Below are 15,343 nucleotides of genomic sequence, written 5' to 3'. Positions count from 1 at the left end.
TAAGGAGATTTTGATATGGCATATAAATTGGGAATTGATGTGGGCGGTACGAATACAGATGGAGCAATACTGGATGAGCAGATGAATGTTATTTCATCTTTTAAATCTCCAACAACTGATGATATTGAATCAGGCATCAAAAATGTAATTGAAATGTTATTGGATGATATAGATTTTGACAAATCAGAAATTACTCATGCCATGCTCGGAACGACGCAGTGCACAAATGCAATAGTCACGCGTAAAGGTTTAAATAGTGTGGGTGTTATACGAACGGGAGCCCCAGCAGGAACTGCGGTTGAACCGCTTTACAGTATGCCTGACGATTTGCTCAGTGTAATTGGGGAGAATACTTTTCAGGTTAGAGGAGGACATGAGTTCAATGGTGAATTAATTGCTGAACTTGATGAAGAAAAAATTCGTGAAATTGCGAAAGAGCTTAAAGGCAAAGTATCCTCGATAGCGATTACGTCTATCTTTTCTCCTGTAAACAACGAACACGAAATAAGAACAAAAGAAATTATCGAGGAAATCTGGGATGAAGAAGTTGCATTCTCATTGTCTTCAGAAATTGGAAGTATTGGATTGCTGGAAAGAGAAAATGCGACAGTACTGAACGCTTCTATTATTGATGTTGCCAGAAAAACAATCATTGGCTTTGAAAAAGCCTTAGAACAAAATGGTATAAATGCTAATGTGTACTTCTGTCAAAATGACGGTACATTGATGTCGAAAGAATATACATTGAAATATCCAATTCTCACAGTAGCCTGCGGTCCAACCAATAGCTTAAGAGGTGCAAGTTTCTTATCCGATTTTAATAATGCAATTATAGTTGACATCGGCGGAACTACTACCGATATCGGCGTGCTGAATAATGGTTTCCCACGAGAATCATCATTGTCTGTAGAACTCGGCGGCGTACAGACAAACTTTAGAATGCCTGATATCTACTCTCTCGGACTCGGCGGCGGAACTATTGTGCAAATAAAAAATAATGATTTCCAAATTGGTCCTGACAGTGTCGGGTACAGACTGCCGGCTGAAGCGAAAATATTCGGGGGTGATGTCCTGACCGTTACAGATATTGCTGTAGCTAAAGGTGTTTTAGACCTTGGAGATAGAACATTGGTAGAAGATCTAAATACCAGGTTGGTAGATGAGATTTATGAAGAAATTTTAAAAATGATAGAGCGTTCTATTGAAAGAATGAAAACAAGCGCAGCAGATGTGCCAGTGATACTCGTTGGCGGCGGTAGTGCTTTAATCCAGGGAGATATTGAAGGTGCAAGCGAAGTAGTTAATCCTGGCAATGGAGGAGTAGCTAACGCCATTGGATCAGCGATTTCGGATATAAGCGGCGAAGTTGAGAAAATCTACAATATAGATCCGGGAGAACGGGAAAATACTTTGGCAGAGATTAAAAAAATAGCAATCAATGAAGCAGTCGAAGCAGGAGCGGATAAAGATAAAACTGAAATCATCAGTTTTGAAGATGTTCCACTAGCATATTTGCCAGGCAATGCGACTAGAATTAAAGTTAAAGCGGCAGGACCTCTTAGAAAATAGGTATAGATTGAATCCTTGGATAATATACGGTTATCCAAGGATTTATATTTTTATAAATTTACGTCTGCTGCCGATAGCCGGGGGTACTATATTTTATATGATTCTGGTGCAGATGGTGTTTTAGAAAAGAAATATAAATAGAGAAAAGGTGTTCAACTTGAAAAAAGCATACATTATACACGGTTATGCAGCAACGCCTGAATCGCACTGGTTCCCATGACTTGCCCGGGAATTGAAAAAATATAATTATGACACCGAAGTCTTTGCTTTACCGGGTTCAAGCGAACCTGAGCTGAAGAAATGGAGAGGTAAAATTGAATTAATTTCACCAGTATTAGACAGCGGCGCAATTTTTATCGGGCATAGTTTAGGTGTGCTTACCATTTTGGATCATTTACCAAAAATAAATACGGATTATTTTTGGTAGCAGGATTTAAAAACAGAACTGCAGCATTGCCGGAACTTGATCAATTTATAGAGGAGGCATATTTTAATAAGAAAAATATCCTGGCAGAACATATTATTTCTGGAGCTGCTAAAAAGGATGACAGGGTAGACAGCAGTCTATCGAAAGAATTATCCGAAGAACTGAATGATAAATTTATTGAAGTTAATCATGAGGGTCACTTTTTAGGTAAAGAAGGATACGACACATTTGAATTGCTGAGAGATGAGATATTTAAGAGAAATAACTTAAAAAGCTTATCTCCTTGTGCTGAAGACAAGGAGACAGCTTTTTTATAAATTCTTATACAGTTCTTTGCGTCTGCTTTTAAAAATCGGAATATCAGCACGCACCTGATCTATATAATTTAAATCCAGTTCTGCTGTCACGACTTCTTCCGTATCTGTATCCGCTTCAGCAAGAATCTCGCCAAAAGGATTAATAATCATTGACCGTCCTGCGAATTCAGCACCGTTGTTCTGTGTGCCGACAGTATTGCTGGCAACGATGTAGCATTGATTTTCAATGGCTCTTGCTTTCAGCAGTGTTACCCAATGTTCTGTACGTTCTATTGGCCATTCTGCAACGACGAAAATTATTTTTGCGCCTGACAGAGATAGGTCTCTGAATAATTCAGGGAATCTTAAATCATAGCAAATTACCAGACCGCACTCTTCTCCGCTGATTTCAAATACCTCTGCCGGTTTGTCTCCGCTGACGAGAAATTCCGGTTCATTTAACATTGGCACCAAATGCATTTTTGAATATTCATATATCAGTTTTCCATTATTATTTACCGTAAAAGCTGTATTATAGACCCCGCTGTCTCCGTAAGTATTTGGAATCGAGCCTGCAACGATAGTCACATTATTATCAGCCGCTAATTTCGAAATGAAGGTTTTCACCGGTTCGAGGTTATTGGCTGCATAATCCCTGATATTCTCAAGATCATAGCCTGATGTCCACATTTCAGGGAGCACGACAACATCGGTATGGTCTAAATCCGTTTCGTTAAACAGCTTGTTTACTTTATTTAAGTTTTTTTCTATGCTGCCATCAGTGATTTGAAACTGGAAGATTTTAATTCTCATAATATCTCTCCTTTAGCAGTTCCGGAATTTAACTCTACAGTATACATAGCCGAACTCTCTGTAAAGAAAAGTATTTCATTATTGCAAAAAACCTAGTGAGATAGTATGATTTTAATTATATTTAATATCAGAAAATTCAACCAATAAAATGGAGGATTAATATGACTAATGACAAGTGGAATTTAGAAACTTTAACGATACATGCAGGACAAACAGTGGATGATTCAAAATCACGCGCGGTGCCGATTACACAGACTACAAGTTATGTGTTCGACGATACTCAGCATGCACAGGATTTATTTTCTTTAGCGAAGCCGGGAAATATTTACACACGCATTATGAACCCGACACAAAACGTTTTTGAAGAGCGTATTGCGGCGCTGGAAGACGGCATTGGTGCATTAGCGACGTCTTCAGGACAGGCGGCTATTCATTTATCACTCTTAAATATCGTAGAAACTGGCTATGAGATTGTTGCATCTGCCAATCTGTACGGCGGTACATATAACCTTTTAAATGTAACGTTTAAGAAGATGGGAATTAAAGTTCATTTCGTCGATCCGTCAGATCCTGAAAACTTTAAAGCAGTGATTAATGATAAAACACGTGCGGTCTTTGCTGAAACGATAGGTAACCCGCGTATTGATGTTTTAGATATCGAAGCGGTAGCGGAAATTGCACACAGTCATGATCTGCCGCTTATTGTCGACAGTACTTTTGCAACGCCTTATTTACTTCGTCCGTTTGAACACGGTGCCGATATTATCGTGCATTCAGCGACTAAATTTATCGGCGGGCACGGCACTTCTATCGGCGGGGTTATCGTCGACGGAGGCAACTTCAATTGGGATAACGGTAAATTCCCGGGACTTGTTGAGCCGGATGAAAGTTATCACGGTGTTTCTTATGTAAATGATATTGGTCCTGCAGCATATATCACAAAAGCACGTGTTCAGCTGCTGCGTGATTTAGGCTCTGCAGTGTCTCCGTTTAATGTTCAGCAGTTCCTCTTAGGACTGGAAACATTACACCTCCGCATGGAACGCCATTCGGAAAACGCACTGAAAGTAGCGGAGTATTTAGAACAGCATCCTAAAGTGAAATGGGTCAATTACCCGGGACTTGAAAGTAATAAATATCATGAACTGGGTAAAAAATACCTGCCTAAAGGACAAGGTGCTATCCTGACATTCGGTATTGACGGTTCGGTGGAAGAAATTGCGAAGTTTGTCGACGGGCTTGGACTGTTCTCCTTAGTTGCGAACGTTGGAGATTCAAAATCATTGGTTATTCACCCGGCAAGCACCACACACCAGCAGCTATCAGAAGAAGAACAAATCGCTTCAGGAGTGCTGCCGGAGCTGGTACGTCTGTCAATCGGAACTGAAAATATTGATGATATTATCAGTGACTTAGAGCAGGGTCTTAAAGAAGTATAAGTGAAAAAATGAAGCCGTGAGAGGATATCTCGCGGTTTTTATTATTTAAAAGGCAAGTAAATATGAAAATAGATAATCTATTTTTAAAAAACAGGGTATAAGGAGGGGTGAATCTATATTTTGGAGGTAAAGTAAATGAATGTGAACAGCTGGTCGGAAAATCTTGTTATCGAACATTGGCCAAAACGAGATCCGAATTCTCATAAAGGTAACCACGGCAAAGTCGGTATTATTGCCGGCAGTCAGCTGATGCCCGGTGCTGCTGCTCTTTGTGCCGGTGCTGCAGTAGAAAGCGGGGCGGGTTTAACAGCAGTCAATACTGTAAGAACAGTAATTCCAATTGTTGCGGGACATGTTCCGGAAGCGACGTTTTATCACAGGGATGATGATTTAAACGGCTTTATGGAAGGAAAGGATGTAATTGCAGCAGGACCGGGTCTTGGACGTTTATCCGATGATATTATTGAAGATTTGATTACTAATTTTGATGGACCGCTGGTGATTGACGCTGACGGATTACATGAGCTGCGGAGCCATGAAGTGATGATTAGAAAACGGACGGCACCGCTTATTATCACACCTCACGCCGGTGAAATGGCCCGCATTATTAATGAAGACATTGAATATGTGACCGGTAATCGTTATAAATCAGCGGAAAAATTGGCTATGGATTACGGCATTTACGTCGTGCTTAAAGGCCCGGAAACGGTTATTGCTGAACCTGACGGCACATTGTGGGTGAATCACACGGGAAATGCAGGTCTCGCAAAAGGCGGTACAGGAGATGTTTTAACCGGGATGATCCTCTCTTTCATCGGCCGTTACGATGATATTCAGCCGGCTGTTTCCAGTGCAGTGTATATGCACGGCTATGCTGCTGATTATTTAATTGAGCATGATGAAGCAATTGAATCGGTGACTGCATCGAAAGTAATAAAGGCATTGAGCTCATCTTTCGAAAGACTGATAAATTAGAATTATCTAAAAATTAAATTGCGCTCTGGCAGCAAAAGAATATATAATGCAGTTGTATCTTGAATAAATAAAAAGGGGTTTTATATTTATGAAGGAAAATATTTATGGGAATGTTCCATGCTTTTTAGGTGCCGAAAATCTTGTGAAAAAGGGCTCTTATGATACAGATGTCATCTTTTACGGTGCACCTTTTGAAGGTGAAAGTACTTGGGGTGACTATACAGGGGTCGAACTCGGACCGAAACAGATCCGTTCTTCTTCAGCACGCTACAGCGGCTACTTACCGGAGCTCGATCACGTCGATGTTACCGAGCATTTATCGTTCGGCGATGCGGGGGACGTGCCTTTTGTCGCACATGATAATGAACAGTCTTATCAAAACATCGAAGATTTTTCAGCCGAGTTATGGAAGACAGGAAAGTTCCTTGTCGGTTTCGGAGGAGAACATGGTGTTACATATCCAATCCTGAAGTCTCTTGCTGACAGCGGTAAGAGAGTGGGCATCATACATTTAGATGCCCATTACGATAACATGCCTGATTATGAAGGAGAGCGGTATGCCCGCAATACTCCGTTCATGCGTTTGTATGAAACAGAAGGTGTGCGCAACGAATCGATTATTCATACGGGGATTCACGGTCCGCGTAACAAACCTGAAACAGGTCGCTACGCAAAAGAAAACGGTGCGGTAACGATTACGATTAACGAGATTAGGGAAGCAAAAGATTTACGTGCCTATGCTAAAGAAATTTACGATATGGCAGCAGAGGATGTGGATGTTGTCTATTTATCTATCTGCAGTGACGTGCTGGATTTTGCCTACAATCCAGGCGGCCCTGTCGACGGCAATGGTTTAACATCTTATGAATTACTTACTTTAATACATGAATTCGGTAAATATGGTCTCGCTGGCATGGATTATGTTGAAGTGTATCCGATGATGGATGCAAATCAGCATTCTGCACATTTTGTCAGCTACGCAGTACTGTATGTGCTTGCCGGACACTTAAAATATTTAGGCAAAATCTGATTGAACAAGGGATGGGATCTTGATGAACAGATTTAAGGAAATACTAAAAGCTCTGGGACCCGGTATGGTCATCACAGCTTCATTCATCGGTCCGGGGACAGTGACAACAATGACACGTGCCGGGGCTGGATTTGGCTACAGTATCTTATGGGCGGTTTTATTCTCCGTCATTGCAACAATCGTTCTGCAGGAAATGATTATCCGTCTGGCTTTAGTAACGAGGCGCGGTCTCGGGGAAGCTATTTATGATTTATTTAATCATACAGTGGGGAAATTTCTTGTCGTCTGGATTTCTATGCTGGCAGTTGCTATAGGCTGTGCGGCATACATGAGCGGAGACTTGCTCGGAACCTCACTCGGTCTTGGATATCTGCTTAATATACCAACGAATATACTTGCCCCGATAGTCGGAATAATAATACTGACAATTGGCTTACTGGGCAGTTACAAAATTATAGAAAAAATTATGCTCGGTCTGATGGTAATCATGGGTGCAACATTCATTACAACGATGTTCCTGGTAAAGCCGGACTGGGGCGAAGTGTTCAGCGGTGCATTTTTACCTTCCATACCCGATGGTTCCATTATTATGGTCATTGCATTAATTGGAACGACAGTTGTACCGTATAATTTTTTCCTGCACGCGACTGCGGTGCATGAAAGATTTAACGGTATGAAAGACTTGAACCTGGCACGCTGGGACACAATTATTTCAATCGCTATCGGCGGTCTTATTTCAGGTGCAATTTTAATTTCTGCCAGTGCTTTAATTTACGGACAGGAAGTAGATAACGTGGTTGCACTTGCAGGCCCTCTTGTACCGATTCTCGGTGAAACATGGGCGCCTGTCTTTATCAGTATAGGTTTGTTCGCAGCAGGATTCTCATCTGCACTGGCATCACCGATGGGGGCTGCTGCAACAGTCAGTTCTTTCTTCAAATGGGAAGGCGGAATGAAAGGCAAGAAATTTAAAATGGTGTTCGGTACCGTTATATTAATCGGTGTCGTCACATCGGCCATCGGTTTTGAGCCGCTTGAAGTGATTCTTATCGCCCAGGCGCTAAACGGTATTATTCTGCCTGTTATTGCAATTTTAATTTACATTATTATTAATAAAAAAGGGCTTATGGGACAGTATAAAAATGGCCCGGTATTAAATGTCATCGGATTTGCAGTGGTGGCAGTAGTGTCATTTTTAGGAATTTACAGCATGATTGATGCAGTGACAGCATTTTTCGGATAAAAAATTAAGAAACGGCTCCTGATACGGAGCTGTTTTTTTATAAAATTGCTTTCATCAGCGATCATGCTTAAGATAAATGGAATGGTAATTTTAACAGGAGGAGAAAGTTATATGAATATCGGTTTGGTCGGTTCCGGAGCAATCGGACAGTATTTGTTAAAAAATATTAACGGAAAAACTCACGAACACTTAAACATTAGAAGCGTCTTTGTAAGAAATTACGATAAGTATAAGCACCTTGAAGAACTGTATAATGTAGAACTCTTTACAGATCTGAAAAAATTTCTTGCTGCAGATACAGATCTTATCGTGGAAGCAGCCAATGTTGAGACGGTTAAAACCCTGCTTCCTGACATCATTAAAGAAAAGGACACAATGCTGATCAGCATCGGTGCCTTGGCGGATGAAGGACTGCTGAAAACAGTAACTGCTGAAAACAGTAAAACCCTGCACCTGCCTTCAGGCGGAATCGGCGGGCTTGATCTCGTTCAAAATGCCAGAGCACTCGGCAATCTGGAAAAAGTTACTTTAACGACCCGGAAACCTGCATCATCGCTTGTTGATGAACCGGTCAGCGCTGAAACCACGGTCTTTAAAGGGAGAGCCCGGGAGGCAATCGATAAATTCCCGAAAAACATGAATATATCGATTATTTTATCGTTAGCGGGCTTAGGTATTGATAAGACTGAAGTTGTTTTGATAGCAGATCCTGAGGCAGATAAAAATACGCATACGATTAATATATCCGGCGGATTTGGTGATGCAGAGCTGACTGTCAGCAACAATCCGCTGCCTGAAAATCCGAAAACAAGTGCGCTGGCAGCGCTTAGCGTGTATGCAACACTGGAAAGAATGGATGAAAATGTAAAAATCGGCTGCTGATATGACAAATGTCATGTGAATGTCCTGACAGTTTAGTCTATACCCTTAAATGACCATCATTCATACTTATATATGAATAGATATGGAAAAGAGGAAAGTATATGACTAAAGAAAAACAGGCAGCTCTTAGAAAAAGTGTTATGCCTTACGCAAAATCACAAACTAAAACAAGTGTCATACAGCTGTTGAATACGATACTGCCATTCTTCTTAGTATGGTTTTTAGCGTATCAGTCACTCAGCGTATCATTTTGGCTGAGCCTGCCGTTCTCAATACTGGCAGCGGGATTCATGATTCGCTCATTTATTATTTTCCACGACTGCACGCACGGTTCGTTCTTTAAAAATAAGAAATTAAATAATTTTTTCGGGAACTTAACCGGAGTTATTACACATTTTGCATATGAAAAATGGAAAAAAGAACATGCAATTCATCACGCGACGAGCGGGAATTTGGATAAACGCGGTGTCGGTGATATCTGGGTAATGACGGTGAAGGAATACGAAGAAGCGAGTAAGTGGGAAAGACTGCAATACCGCCTATACCGCAATCCGATTGTAATGTTCGGTTTCGGTCCATTGTACCTCTTTCTGATTGCCAACCGTGTGAATCGTAAAGCGGCGAAACGCCAGGAACGTATTAATACATATGTCCTTACATTGATTATCGTTGCGATTTACTTAATTATCGGTTTCACTTTAGGCTGGCACGTTTTACTGATGGTGCAGCTGCCGATTATATACGTTGCCGGTATGGCAGGCATCTGGCTGTTCTATGTCCAGCATCAGTTTGAAGATTCATACTTTGAAAATGAATCCGAGTGGGACTTCGTAAAAGCTGCGGTAGACGGCAGTTCTTACTACAAACTTCCTGCATGGCTCGAATGGATGACGGGAAGTATCGGTTACCATCACGTGCATCACCTGGCACCGCGCGTGCCGAACTACCATCTTGAAGAGGCGCATGAAAACACACCGCCGCTTCACAAAGCGACGACAATTACCTTGAAGACAAGTCTGGAATCGATAAAATTCCGTCTGTACGATGAAGAGAATAATACTTTCATCACATTTAAAAATATGAGGGAACGTCTGGCAGGGAAAACCAGCCAGAATCCCACTGCAGAATAAGAATCACCACCATCCTCCTATACAAACAGGAGGATGTTTCGTCTGTGCGGACTGTCGTTTGATATAATGGGCTGAACAGAAAAACGGAGGAGCAGAGAAAAATGAAAGATTGGTATCATATATTCCCGGCGAATACGGGACTGAGTCTTTATATCTGGATTATCTTTTGTGTGCTGCCTTTTTATTTCATTTTTCGTGCCACATCGCTCAGTGAAATAATTACCGGTATTGTAACAACGTTAATATTTTTTGCAGTATATTGGCTGACGTTTAAATCAAAAGGCGCGTTAATTTATATCGGAATCAGTGTCGAGATTATTATTAATATTATAATGACGATATTATTCAGTTATGTATATTTTGCCTTATTTATCGCAATTTATATTGGTAACATTAGAAAAAAAGCAGGTTTTATTACGATGTACGTCGTGTTGCTGGTGACTACGGTACTGGCGATAGTCTATGCTTCGTTCTTTAACTACATGATATTTTTAAATCATCTGCCCTTTTTAATTATGACGATTCTCGGAGTCATTTTAATCCCGCTGAATAAACGCAGCAGGCTCAAGCAGGAGGAACTGGAAGCTCAGCTGGAAGATGCCAATCAGCGCATTGCGGAACTCGCGATAAAAGAAGAACGCCATCGTATTGCCCGTGATCTTCACGATACACTCGGGCAAAGATTGTCGATGATCGGGTTGAAAAGTGATTTATCGAGAAAGTTGATTGACAGCCGGCCAGAAGAGGCAAAGGCCGAGCTTCAGGATATACAGAATACTGCGCGTCATGCTTTAAAAGAAGTCCGTGAAATGATCAGCGATATGAGACATGTCAGCTTTGCAGAAGAATTGAAAAACACAAAAATAATTTTGGATACTGCAGGAGTCAAACACCAGGAAATTTTAGAAACGGATTTTGACAATGTTCCTATACTGATAGAAAATGTGCTGAGCATGTGTTTAAGAGAATCCGTGACCAATATTTTAAAGCACAGCGATGCAACAGAATGCATGATTATTATGACAGAATCAGACAGGGATATATTTTTAAAAGTATCTGATAACGGCACGGGTGCGGACAGTTTTAATTACGGCAATGGCCTGCAGGGCATGAAAGAACGACTGCAGTTTGTTAACGGTGAATCGCATGTTCACAGCTCTATTAGCGGCTTTGAAGTGAATATGACAGTGCCGAAAGTATTGCGGCAAATAGAGGAGGGGTAGAATGATCAGCATTGTATTGGCTGAAGATCAGAATCTGCTGCTGAGTGCGCTCAGTTCGCTGCTGAGCCTGGAAGAAGATATTTCGGTAGTCGGCACGGCAGGGAACGGCAGAGAAGCACTTAAACTTGTTGAAGAAAAGCAGCCTGATATTTGTTTAATGGATATTGAAATGCCCGTCATGACGGGACTGGATGCTGCAGAAAAGCTCGCAGGGACCGCCTGCAAGGTGATTATACTGACTACTTATGCAAGGCCGGGATATTTTGAACGTGCCAAAAAAGCGAAGGTCAGCGGCTATTTGCTGAAAGATACGCCGAGCGAAACCCTCGCAGATTCAATCAGGCAGATTATGAACGGGAAGCGGATTTATTCCCCTGAACTGATCGATATCGCATTTGAAACTGATAACCCTCTGACATCACGGGAAATTGAAATTGTACAGCTGCTCGCAGATGGAAAGACAACGAAATCCATCGCCGAAGAACTGCATTTATCGGACGGAACTATCAGGAATTACGTATCAATTGTGCTTGAGAAGCTCGGCGTAAGTAATAGAATAGAAGCGATTAAAAAGGCTCTTGATAAGGGCTGGCTAAAATAAAAAGCAGCCTTCTGATTAACTTTCAGAAGACTGCTTTTCATCTGGTATAAAGACTTCCGACTCACTGTAAGGCGGATAATAATAACCTTCAGGCAAAGTTTGAAGTTCAATTAAACTGCCCCACGGCGTTTTAAAATAAACTGTACCGTTGCCTTCAGTATCTTCGAACCGGGTATTTGCATGAATATTTGACAGCGGCTGGCCGCCTGCCTCCTTCATCTGCTGATATGATTTTTTAATATCATCTGTATAAAAAGAGAGGTGTGTATAACCGTAATCTTCCAGACTTAACGGTTTTCTGGAGTGTACATTATAAAACTGGAACATTTCTATATTCGGTCCGTTGCCGATAGTCAGCATTCTTTTTTTGACTATATAAGAGTCTTCAGGAATGCCGAGCAGCTTTTCGACTAAAGGACCGCCTCTCGGCCGGTCATCAAGTGTCTGTGAATCATAAGCAATTTTCGCACCGAGGCTGTTTTGAAAAAATTGAGTTGCAATTTCTATATCCGGAACAGTCATTCCAATATGATTTATACCTCGAATCACACTCATCAGATTCACTCCTTCGCAATAAACTGTAGTAGTAGCTCTATTCCCTTATTATGCAGTGTCCTAAACCTCTAAACGGAGACGACATTCTTGATATCTCTTTTTACATGTGTTAATGTACTAACTCGGATAAAGATTATCCACGATATAAAAATAATTAAATGGTGATATAAATGCAGATGAAAACAGGTGTGGAACAAAGTGTGTATGCATTGATTTTGTTAAATATGCTGGAAAAGGGAGAATTGCTTCAGGGAGACTCTCTCAGCGAATGCATCGGAGCATCTCCGACATACTTTCAAAAATTACTGAGGAAACTTGTCGGTGCCGGTATTATATCATCGATGTCCGGCGTCAAAGGTGGCTTTAGGCTGAATAAAAACTCGGAAGAGATTACAGTTTATGATGTTTATCTCGCGGTGGAAGGACGCCAGTCCCTGTATTCTTCGAGTGGAATATTCAATGAAATGTTTCGTCTCGAAAACGCAAAAGAGCCGTGTCTGCTTGATGATTTAATGACTGAAGCGGAACAATCGTGGCAGAGAATACTTCAGAGTGAAACGATTTTATCCTTACATGAAAAAGTAAAACAGGGCCGGTATGCAGTGAAGTGCGAACAGCTGTATACATGGGTGGAAAACAATAAAGTGATTTAAAGGCGGTGATAATACGTGGCGAAATTTCAGGAGCATAAAGGTTTCAAACGTATGTTTAAAGAAGATAAATTGACATTGGGTTTAAGTTTTCCTCTGGAAGCTTATACAGGCAGCTTTCCCGAGATGAACTTGAAGGAACAGATGAAGCTTGCCAAAGAGGCTGAAGATTATGGTTTTGCAGCTTTAACTGTCCGTGATGCGCCGCTGTATGATCCGAATTTCGGAGATGTCGGCGGACTGTACGATCCATTTATGTTTTTAACATATGCAGCGGCTCATACGAAAAGTATTGCCTTAACAACCGGGAGCATTGTAACAACATTGCGTCATCCTTTTCATACGGCAAAATCCGCTGCAACGCTCGACAATATATCGGATCAGCGGTTTATAATGGGAATCGCAACAGGTGACCGGCAAATAGAATTCCCGGCTTTTAAAGTAGACCGGGATAATAAAGGTGAATTATTCAGAGAGTCAATTGATGTGATGAAACAGCTCTGGGCCGAAGAATTTCCGGTTATCCAGACGGAGCGGACAAACTTAACCGAAGGAGATGTCCTACCAAAACCCGACTTCGGAACAATTCCAGTCTTTGGTACAGGCTACAGCAGCCAGACGATAGAGTGGCTTGCTGAACATACAGACGGCTGGATGTTTTATCCGCAGAAATTAGAAGGACAAAAAGCGCTGATAAATAAATGGCGGGGGCTGACTGAAGAATTTAAACCATTTACACAGCCGCTGATGCTTGATTTGTCTGAGCGGGCAAACGAAGCACCGAAAACACTCGACATCGGCTTTAGAGCAGGACGCAATTTTATAGTGGATTACCTGAATGCCTATCAGGAAGCGGGCGTCAATCATATATCAATCGGGCTTAAAGGCAGCCGCCGCCCGGCAGCAGAAGTAATCCAAGAACTCGGAGAATTTGTTGTACCGAAGTTTCCGGTACACAGAGAGCAGAAATTTACATTTTTCAATCAATAAAAGGAAGAAGGGTCAAATATGATCGCAGGATTAGACAGAATAAATGAATTGGCAAAAATACAAAAAACAGTCGGTTTGACTGAAGAACAGAAACAGGAGCAGAAAGTCTTAAGAAAAGATTACCTTCGTCAAATTAGAGGGCAGGTACTTGATTCCTTTTCAGGACTGACAGTCGTCGATCCGCTCGGAAATGACGTAACTCCTGAAAAATTGAAAAGAGAACAGGAAAAAAATAAAATATAGTATTAAAAGAGGCTTTCGGCATATGTAAAATTCATATGCCGAAAGCCTTTTTCATTTATATATTACAGATTGCCTGAAACCTGTTTGTTCTTACCGGAAGCAACGCCCATGATGAGCATTACAATGGCAAAGAGAGCCATCATTGCCAGAGGCAGCGTCCAGCTGCCAGTAATATCCTGCAGGCCGCCGACCAGCACAGGGCCGACTGCAGCAAGCAGATAACCTAATGACTGTGCCATGCCGGACAGTTCAGCAGCTTCATAGCCGTCTTTAGTTCTGAGTGTAAAGAACATCATCGACAGTGAAAATGCGCTGCCGTTCCCGATACCAAGAAATACTACCCAGAGCATTGAAAGCTCTGACAGACCCGCCAAGAGCCCGATGATTCCTGCAAGAATCAGTCCGCTGCAGACAAAGGCAAGCATTACCTGATTTTTCATTCTGTCGGCTATAACGGGAATAATAAATGTAAAAGGAATACTTGCAAACTGGAAGATAAATACACCCCAGCCGGCAAGATGTATATCGTAGCCGTTAGCAGTTAAAATTGTCGGCAGCCATGTAATCAATGTATAAAATATTAAGGACTGGGCCCCCATAAAGACAGTAATTTTCCATGCAAGCGGGGACCGCAGCATGCCGCCGATTTTCTGGTTGTTAATTTTCTTTTTAGCATCGTGTTTTTTCATCAGCTGAGGCAGCCAGATAAGCAGTGTAATCAGCACAAGCCCGCTCCATATAACTAAAGAACCGCGCCAGCCAAAGCTGCCTGATGTAGCAATAGGAATACTTAAACCGGAACCGAGGGCACCGAACACGTTCATTACAATCGCATACAGCCCGGTCATCAAACCGATTTTAAACGGGAAATTCATCTTGATGATACCCGGAATTAAAACATTCCCGACGGCAATGCCAAGCCCGACCAGCAAGGTGCCTGTAAACAATAATTCAATAGCGCCTGCAGATCTGATGAGAATTCCTATAATAAGGAGTGCGAGGGAAATGGCGATCGTCCGCTCCATGCCGATTTTATTTGCAATTTTCGGTGCAAAAGGCGACAGCAGTGCAAATGCAATGAGCGGCAGTGTCGTAATTGCTCCAGCAAGGGCATTACTGATTCCGAAGTCATCGCGTATAAAAGACACCAGTGCGCCTGCAGAAGTCAACGGAACCCTGAGGTTGGCACCGACTAAAATAACACCGATAATTAACAGCCATCTTAAATTTCTGCTGTTCAATAAGGGCTGATCTATTCTATTATTCAATAGCAGTTT

At 41.7% G+C, this 15,343-nt stretch carries 17 protein-coding genes; 14 read left to right on the top strand and 3 right to left on the bottom strand.

What is annotated here, in order from left to right:
* The first annotated feature begins 15 nt into the window (after window positions 1–15).
* The 3 genes from MHH58_RS11860 (at window position 16) to MHH58_RS11850 (ending at window position 2,313) form a co-directional block, all read left to right on the top strand.
* Entirely contained in the window at window positions 16–1,569 is a 1,554-nt protein-coding gene (locus MHH58_RS11860; protein WP_135097168.1) for a hydantoinase/oxoprolinase N-terminal domain-containing protein, read from the top strand.
* A 232-nt stretch (window positions 1,570–1,801) separates the two neighbouring features.
* The gene (locus tag MHH58_RS11855; RefSeq protein ID WP_341345993.1) at window positions 1,802–1,996 is read left to right on the top strand and encodes a hypothetical protein; all 195 of its coding nucleotides are present in this window, start codon (window positions 1,802–1,804) and stop codon (window positions 1,994–1,996) included.
* The gene (locus tag MHH58_RS11850) at window positions 1,990–2,313 is read left to right on the top strand and encodes a hypothetical protein (RefSeq protein WP_135097166.1); all 324 of its coding nucleotides are present in this window, start codon (window positions 1,990–1,992) and stop codon (window positions 2,311–2,313) included. Before MHH58_RS11855 ends, MHH58_RS11850 begins: the two co-directional genes overlap by 7 nt.
* Here the strand turns inward: MHH58_RS11850 and MHH58_RS11845 are convergent.
* Window positions 2,308–3,105: a carbon-nitrogen family hydrolase gene (locus MHH58_RS11845; protein ID WP_135097163.1), complete on the bottom strand. Its 798-nt coding sequence runs from the start codon at window positions 3,103–3,105 to the stop codon at window positions 2,308–2,310. The genes MHH58_RS11850 and MHH58_RS11845 overlap by 6 nt on opposite strands.
* Before the next feature lie 161 nt (window positions 3,106–3,266).
* Between MHH58_RS11845 and MHH58_RS11840 the strand changes: the two genes are divergently transcribed.
* The 8 genes from MHH58_RS11840 (at window position 3,267) to MHH58_RS11805 (ending at window position 11,628) form a co-directional block, all read left to right on the top strand.
* A complete protein-coding gene (locus MHH58_RS11840; RefSeq protein ID WP_341345992.1) occupies window positions 3,267–4,544 on the top strand; it encodes an O-acetylhomoserine aminocarboxypropyltransferase/cysteine synthase family protein in 1,278 nt (425 codons plus the stop codon).
* Between the two features lie 135 nt (window positions 4,545–4,679).
* Window positions 4,680–5,519 carry an NAD(P)H-hydrate dehydratase gene (locus MHH58_RS11835; RefSeq protein WP_341345991.1) on the top strand — a complete coding sequence of 280 codons (840 nt, stop codon included), beginning with the start codon at window positions 4,680–4,682 and terminating at the stop codon, window positions 5,517–5,519.
* Window positions 5,520–5,607: 88 nt separating this feature from the next.
* Window positions 5,608–6,549: an agmatinase family protein gene (locus MHH58_RS11830; protein ID WP_341345990.1), complete on the top strand. Its 942-nt coding sequence runs from the start codon at window positions 5,608–5,610 to the stop codon at window positions 6,547–6,549.
* A gap of 22 nt (window positions 6,550–6,571) precedes the next feature.
* A complete protein-coding gene (locus tag MHH58_RS11825; RefSeq protein WP_341345989.1) occupies window positions 6,572–7,792 on the top strand; it encodes an Nramp family divalent metal transporter in 1,221 nt (406 codons plus the stop codon).
* Between the two features lie 63 nt (window positions 7,793–7,855).
* Complete coding sequence (locus tag MHH58_RS11820; RefSeq protein ID WP_341345988.1) at window positions 7,856–8,674, top strand: aspartate dehydrogenase; 819 nt, start codon at window positions 7,856–7,858, stop codon at window positions 8,672–8,674.
* A 101-nt stretch (window positions 8,675–8,775) separates the two neighbouring features.
* Entirely contained in the window at window positions 8,776–9,804 is a 1,029-nt protein-coding gene (locus tag MHH58_RS11815) for a fatty acid desaturase (protein WP_341345987.1), read from the top strand.
* A 101-nt stretch (window positions 9,805–9,905) separates the two neighbouring features.
* Window positions 9,906–11,027, top strand: coding sequence for a sensor histidine kinase (locus MHH58_RS11810; protein WP_341345986.1), 1,122 nt, complete (start codon window positions 9,906–9,908; stop codon window positions 11,025–11,027).
* Window position 11,028: 1 nt separating this feature from the next.
* Complete coding sequence (locus MHH58_RS11805) at window positions 11,029–11,628, top strand: response regulator transcription factor (protein WP_341345985.1); 600 nt, start codon at window positions 11,029–11,031, stop codon at window positions 11,626–11,628.
* A gap of 15 nt (window positions 11,629–11,643) precedes the next feature.
* On the opposite strand, the gene MHH58_RS11800 is transcribed toward MHH58_RS11805, so the two are convergent.
* On the bottom strand, window positions 11,644–12,183 hold the full coding sequence (locus tag MHH58_RS11800) for a VOC family protein (RefSeq protein ID WP_341345984.1): 540 nt from the start codon (window positions 12,181–12,183) through the stop codon (window positions 11,644–11,646).
* 170 nt (window positions 12,184–12,353) lie between these two features.
* Here MHH58_RS11800 and MHH58_RS11795 point away from each other — a divergent pair, with 170 nt between their 5' ends.
* The 3 genes from MHH58_RS11795 to MHH58_RS11785 are packed head-to-tail and all read left to right on the top strand — an operon-like array spanning window position 12,354 to window position 14,066.
* Window positions 12,354–12,836 carry an RrF2 family transcriptional regulator gene (locus MHH58_RS11795; protein WP_341345983.1) on the top strand — a complete coding sequence of 161 codons (483 nt, stop codon included), beginning with the start codon at window positions 12,354–12,356 and terminating at the stop codon, window positions 12,834–12,836.
* A gap of 51 nt (window positions 12,837–12,887) precedes the next feature.
* Window positions 12,888–13,823, top strand: coding sequence for an LLM class oxidoreductase (locus MHH58_RS11790; RefSeq protein ID WP_445922978.1), 936 nt, complete (start codon window positions 12,888–12,890; stop codon window positions 13,821–13,823).
* Window positions 13,824–13,841: 18 nt separating this feature from the next.
* Entirely contained in the window at window positions 13,842–14,066 is a 225-nt protein-coding gene (locus MHH58_RS11785; RefSeq protein ID WP_341345981.1) for a DUF896 domain-containing protein, read from the top strand.
* 62 nt (window positions 14,067–14,128) lie between these two features.
* On the opposite strand, the gene MHH58_RS11780 is transcribed toward MHH58_RS11785, so the two are convergent.
* On the bottom strand, window positions 14,129–15,334 hold the full coding sequence (locus MHH58_RS11780; protein WP_341345980.1) for a CynX/NimT family MFS transporter: 1,206 nt from the start codon (window positions 15,332–15,334) through the stop codon (window positions 14,129–14,131).
* Window positions 15,335–15,343 lie beyond the last annotated feature (9 nt).

Source organism: Jeotgalicoccus sp. FSL K6-3177, assembly GCF_038050175.1.
Classification (GTDB): domain Bacteria; phylum Bacillota; class Bacilli; order Staphylococcales; family Salinicoccaceae; genus Jeotgalicoccus; species Jeotgalicoccus nanhaiensis.
The sequence above is the reverse complement of the archived record's forward strand: the minus strand, read 5'-3'. Positions and strand labels throughout refer to the sequence as shown.

Coding starts and splice junctions, on each gene's coding strand:
- MHH58_RS11860 (WP_135097168.1), top strand. CDS start 16: ATGGCATATAAATTGGGAATTGATGTGGGCGGTACGAATACAGATGGA.
- MHH58_RS11845 (WP_135097163.1), bottom strand. CDS start 3,105: ATGAGAATTAAAATCTTCCAGTTTCAAATCACTGATGGCAGCATAGAA.
- MHH58_RS11840 (WP_341345992.1), top strand. CDS start 3,267: ATGACTAATGACAAGTGGAATTTAGAAACTTTAACGATACATGCAGGA.
- MHH58_RS11835 (WP_341345991.1), top strand. CDS start 4,680: ATGAATGTGAACAGCTGGTCGGAAAATCTTGTTATCGAACATTGGCCA.
- MHH58_RS11830 (WP_341345990.1), top strand. CDS start 5,608: ATGAAGGAAAATATTTATGGGAATGTTCCATGCTTTTTAGGTGCCGAA.
- MHH58_RS11825 (WP_341345989.1), top strand. CDS start 6,572: ATGAACAGATTTAAGGAAATACTAAAAGCTCTGGGACCCGGTATGGTC.
- MHH58_RS11820 (WP_341345988.1), top strand. CDS start 7,856: ATGCTTAAGATAAATGGAATGGTAATTTTAACAGGAGGAGAAAGTTAT.
- MHH58_RS11815 (WP_341345987.1), top strand. CDS start 8,776: ATGACTAAAGAAAAACAGGCAGCTCTTAGAAAAAGTGTTATGCCTTAC.
- MHH58_RS11810 (WP_341345986.1), top strand. CDS start 9,906: ATGAAAGATTGGTATCATATATTCCCGGCGAATACGGGACTGAGTCTT.
- MHH58_RS11805 (WP_341345985.1), top strand. CDS start 11,029: ATGATCAGCATTGTATTGGCTGAAGATCAGAATCTGCTGCTGAGTGCG.
- MHH58_RS11800 (WP_341345984.1), bottom strand. CDS start 12,183: ATGAGTGTGATTCGAGGTATAAATCATATTGGAATGACTGTTCCGGAT.
- MHH58_RS11795 (WP_341345983.1), top strand. CDS start 12,354: ATGCAGATGAAAACAGGTGTGGAACAAAGTGTGTATGCATTGATTTTG.
- MHH58_RS11790 (WP_445922978.1), top strand. CDS start 12,888: ATGTTTAAAGAAGATAAATTGACATTGGGTTTAAGTTTTCCTCTGGAA.
- MHH58_RS11785 (WP_341345981.1), top strand. CDS start 13,842: ATGATCGCAGGATTAGACAGAATAAATGAATTGGCAAAAATACAAAAA.